4 protein-coding genes are annotated in these 4,207 nt (G+C 64.4%); 3 read left to right on the top strand and 1 reads right to left on the bottom strand.

Annotated features, from left to right (window positions below; all coding sequences use genetic code 11):
• The coding region (locus EN750_RS21110) for a ParB N-terminal domain-containing protein (protein WP_127397537.1) at positions 1–230 on the bottom strand (230 nt) is incomplete at its 3' end.
• A gap of 155 nt (positions 231–385) precedes the next feature.
• Between EN750_RS21110 and EN750_RS21105 the strand changes: the two genes are divergently transcribed.
• The 3 genes from EN750_RS21105 to EN750_RS21095 form a co-directional block, all read left to right on the top strand.
• Positions 386–2,029: a N,N-dimethylformamidase beta subunit family domain-containing protein gene (locus EN750_RS21105; RefSeq protein WP_127397536.1), complete on the top strand. Its 1,644-nt coding sequence runs from the start codon at positions 386–388 to the stop codon at positions 2,027–2,029.
• A 1-nt stretch (position 2,030) separates the two neighbouring features.
• Positions 2,031–3,410 carry an aspartate aminotransferase family protein gene (locus tag EN750_RS21100; RefSeq protein WP_127397535.1) on the top strand — a complete coding sequence of 460 codons (1,380 nt, stop codon included), beginning with the start codon at positions 2,031–2,033 and terminating at the stop codon, positions 3,408–3,410.
• Positions 3,411–3,420: 10 nt separating this feature from the next.
• A partial coding sequence (locus EN750_RS21095) for a 3-keto-5-aminohexanoate cleavage protein (protein ID WP_145967809.1) occupies positions 3,421–4,207 on the top strand: 787 nt, incomplete at its 3' end.

Here is a 4,207-nt window from a genome sequence, read left to right as displayed (position 1 = left end):
ACCAGATAAGCCTCGATCTCGGTCTCGCCGAGCCACCTTGCCGCCTCGAGCCGGTGCAGGCCTTCGACGAGGATGTGGCGCTTGCCGTCATGGCGGACCTGGATCGGCGTCTTCATGCCGTTTTCCAAAATGTCCTCGGCCAGATGGCGGACGGTCTCGGGATGCAGCGTCTTCTTGCGCGCCGTCGGCACGTAGATCTCGTCGACCTTGACCTTTTGCACTCTGAGCATTCCGACCCCCGTGGCGGAAACGCCGCCTCCCCTGAGATAGTCCGTTTGATGGAGGCGGCCAAGGGTGCGGCTAACGAATGCTGGCCCGATCGTTTCTATTTGACGCGTGACCGGCAGATCGCCGAAATGGCGGCCCTCGACCTTTTCAGGTGTTCATGACCCATCTGCCGACCGAATTCCCCGATTTCGGACTGACGCCGGAGCAGCGCCGCCACGCGGTGCGTGGCCATTATTACGAATGGCCGGGGATGGATGGCGAGCGCGGCGAGATCTGGTGCTACAGCGACCGGTTTTCCTATCGCGCCGGCGAAACGGTGGCGTTGCATGTCAGTTCGACAGCTCCGAACTTCGGCATGACAATCACCCGGGATGGCGGCAGCGAGACCAAAGTGTTCGAAAAATCGGGCATCGCGGCACGCCGGCAGGACACACCCGACCAGTGTTCGGCTGAAGGCTGCGGCTGGGACGCATCCTTCGAATTTCGCGTCGGGGCGGACTGGCCGTCCTGCGCCTATCGGGTCACGCTGACCGCCGACGGGCGCGACGGCAAGCCGATCCAATGCCACCATATTTTTATCGTCAGCCCGCAGCCGGGCCGTAAACCCGGCCGTGTGCTGCAGGTGGCGGCGACGGGCACCTGGCTGGCCTACAACACCTGGGGCGGTTCCAACCACTACCAGGGCATTACCGGGCCGGACCGCAACCAATACTCGCCCATCGTGTCGACACAGCGCCCCTGGTGCCGTGGCTTCGTCGTGCTGCCGAAAGATGCGCCGCGCGTGCCGCTGGAAGTCGCCGTACCGCCCAAGACGATCCCGCGCTATCCGCACATGGAATGGGCGCTCGCCACAGGCCATTCGAAAAAGTACGGATCGTCGGGTTGGGCCAGCTATGACAGCCATTTCTTCCGCTTTGCCGAGCGAGCCGGCTATCAAGTCGATCTCGCCAGCCAGCACGATCTGCATTTTTCGCCGGAAATTCTCGACGGCTACGACTGCGCCGTCTTCGTCGGCCACGACGAATATTGGACCTGGGAAATGCGCGATGCCGTCGACGCCTATGTCGAGCGTGGTGGTCATGCGGCGCGCTTTGCCGGTAACTTCATGTGGCAGACGCGGCTTGAGGACGAGGGCCGCCGGCAGGTCTGCTACAAATATCGCTCGCGTGCCGAAGACCCGGCCTATCTCCCAGGCGGCGACGTCACCCGCGCCACCAATTCCTGGGAAGCGCCGGAAATCGGCCGGCCGGGTTCGGCTACCTTCGGGCTCAACGCGACGCGCGGGGTCTATACCGGTTGGGGCGGCTGCGCGCCGCGCGGCGTGCGTGGTTTTCCGGTCTACCGGCCCGAGCACTGGGCCTTTGCCGGCACCGGCATCTACTATGGTGACCTGTTGGGGGCCGACAGCCATGTCTATGGCTATGAGGTCGACGGGCTCGACTTCGAGATACGCGGCGGCCTGCCCTACCCAACCGCCACCAGCGGCGCGCCAGACGGCTTGCAGGTTCTCGCCGTCGGCATGGCATCCCAGGTCGAGGAAAGCGCCGATATCCCGATCGAGGACCAGTTCCTCACCGACGAGGATGGCCGCTTCACCGCCGAGACGCTGTTCGGCGAGGCGAGCGACGCCAATCTGGAAAAGGTCAAACGCGGCAACGGCATGATCGTCAATTTCCCGCGCGGCAAGGGCGAGGTGTTCCACGCCGGAAGCTGCGAATGGGTCGCCGGCCTGCTAAGACAGGACCCGATGGTCGAACGCGTCACCAAAAATGTCCTCGATCGTTATCTCGGAAAGCCCTGACATGTCGAAAGTCCAGACCGCCGCGCAAGCCACCGACGCCCGGCGAGACTCGCATCTGTTCTATCTGTCCAGCCTGCGCCGGCCGCTGATCGACCGCGCCGAGGGCATCTATATGTGGACGCAGGACGGCCGCCGCTTCATCGACGGCTCGAGCGGCCCGATGGTCGCCAATATCGGCCACTCCAACCGCAACGTGCTCGATGCCATGAAGCGGCAGATGGACCGCGCCACCTTTGCCTATCGGCTGCATTTCGAGAACGAGCCGGCCGAGGAGCTGGCACGCGAACTGGCCGGCAAGCTGCCGGAAGGCATGGACCGCATCTTCTTCGTCTCGGGCGGCTCGGAAGCGACGGAATCCTGCATCAAGCTGGCGCGGCAATGGGCCGTCGCCACCGGCCAGGCCAGCCGCTGGAAGGTTATCACGCGTTTCCCCTCCTACCATGGCGGTACGCTGGGTTCGCTCTCGATTACCGGCGACGATGCGCTGGCCGAAACGTTCGAGCCGATGATGCGGGCGATGCCGACCGTGCCGGCGCCGAATGCCTGGCGCGACCGCGACAACCTCTCGATGGACCAGCGCGGCATCCGCTATGCCGACATGCTGGAGGAGAAGATTCTTGCGGAAGGTCCAGACAGCGTGGTCGCTTTCATCATGGAGCCGATCGGCGGTGCGGCGACCGCGGCACTGGTCGCGCCGGACAGCTATTATCCGCGCATCCGCGAGATCTGCGACCGCTACGGCATCCTGCTCATCCACGATGAAGTGATGAGCGGCGCCGGCCGCACCGGCAAATTCCTAGGCGGCGACCATTGGAACTGCAAGCCCGACATCGTCGCGCTGTCGAAGGGGCTGGGTTCGGGCTATGCGCCGCTTGGCGCGCTCGCCGCCCCGATGCGGCTGGTGCAGCCGCTGCTTGACTCCGGCGGCTTCCAGCACGGCCACACCTATGCCGGCAATCCGCTGGCCTGCGCCGCCGGGCTTGCCGTGCTCGGTGAAATGGACCGGCTTGGCCTGATCGCCAATGCGGCCGCCATGGGCGACGTGCTGATGGACGAGCTGAAGGGGCTGGCGAAGCGGTTTCCGTTCATCGCCGACGTGCGCGGCAAGGGCCTGCTCACCGGCGCCCAGATGGTTGCTGATCCAGAGACGCTGAGGCCGATCGACCAGACCAAGAAAGCCACGCAGCGGCTGCTCGACCTCGCCTATGAGCGCGGGCTGATCATCTATGGCCGCAGGGTCAAGGGCGGCGTCGACGGCGACAATTTCATGGTCGCGCCGCCGATGATCGTCACCAGCGAACAGGTCGGCGAGATCGTTTCCATCATCGGCGACTCGCTGGAGTCGCTGGCTGCCGAACTCGACCTGCCGGTCGAAGGCTGAGGCGACAAAGATGGCGCCTAGAAAAGTCATCATCACCTGCGCCGTCACCGGCTCGGTGCACACGCCGTCGATGTCGCCCTATCTGCCGGTGACGCCGGACCAGATTGCCACTGAGGCGATCGCCGCTGCGGAAGCCGGGGCCTCGATCCTGCATCTGCACGCCCGCGACCCGAGGGATGGCCGCCCGACCGCCGATCCGGACGTCTACATGCAGTTTTTGCCGCGCATCAAGCAGGCGACCGATGCGGTGATCAACATCACCACCGGTGGCTCATCGCTGATGACGCTCGATCAGCGGCTGGCAGCCCCTTTGCGGGCCGAACCCGAAATGTGCTCGCTCAATATGGGCTCGATGAATTTCGCGCTGTTCCCGATGCTCGACAGGCCGAGGGAATGGCAGCACGAATGGGAGCCGAAGCTGCTCGAAGCGACGCGCGACACCATCTTCAAGAACACGTTTGCCGATATGGAGGGCGTGCTGGAGAGGCTGGGCAAGGGCTGCGGCACGCGCTTCGAATTCGAATGCTACGATGTTGGCCATCTCTACTCGCTGGCGCATTTCCGCGACCGAGGGCTGGTGTCTGGCCCATTGTTCATCCAGTTCGTGCTGGGCATTCTGGGCGGCATCGGCGCCGATCCCGACAATCTCGTCCATATGAAGCGGATCGCCGACAAATTGTTCGGCGACAGCTACCAGTTCTCCGTGCTGGCCGCCGGCCGTCAGCAGATGCCGCTGATCTCGATCGCGGCGGCCATGGGCGGCAATGTCCGTGTCGGGCTGGAGGACAGTCTCTATG

The sequence above is a fragment of the Mesorhizobium sp. M7A.F.Ca.ET.027.03.2.1 genome (genome assembly GCF_003999175.1).
GTDB lineage: Bacteria > Pseudomonadota > Alphaproteobacteria > Rhizobiales > Rhizobiaceae > Mesorhizobium.
This window is presented reverse-complemented; position numbering and strand designations above follow the sequence as displayed.

Bases quoted from the DNA above. Each gene is read 5' to 3' on its own strand.
- EN750_RS21105 (WP_127397536.1), top strand. From the start codon at position 386: ATGACCCATCTGCCGACCGAATTCCCCGATTTCGGACTGACGCCGGAG.
- EN750_RS21100 (WP_127397535.1), top strand. From the start codon at position 2,031: ATGTCGAAAGTCCAGACCGCCGCGCAAGCCACCGACGCCCGGCGAGAC.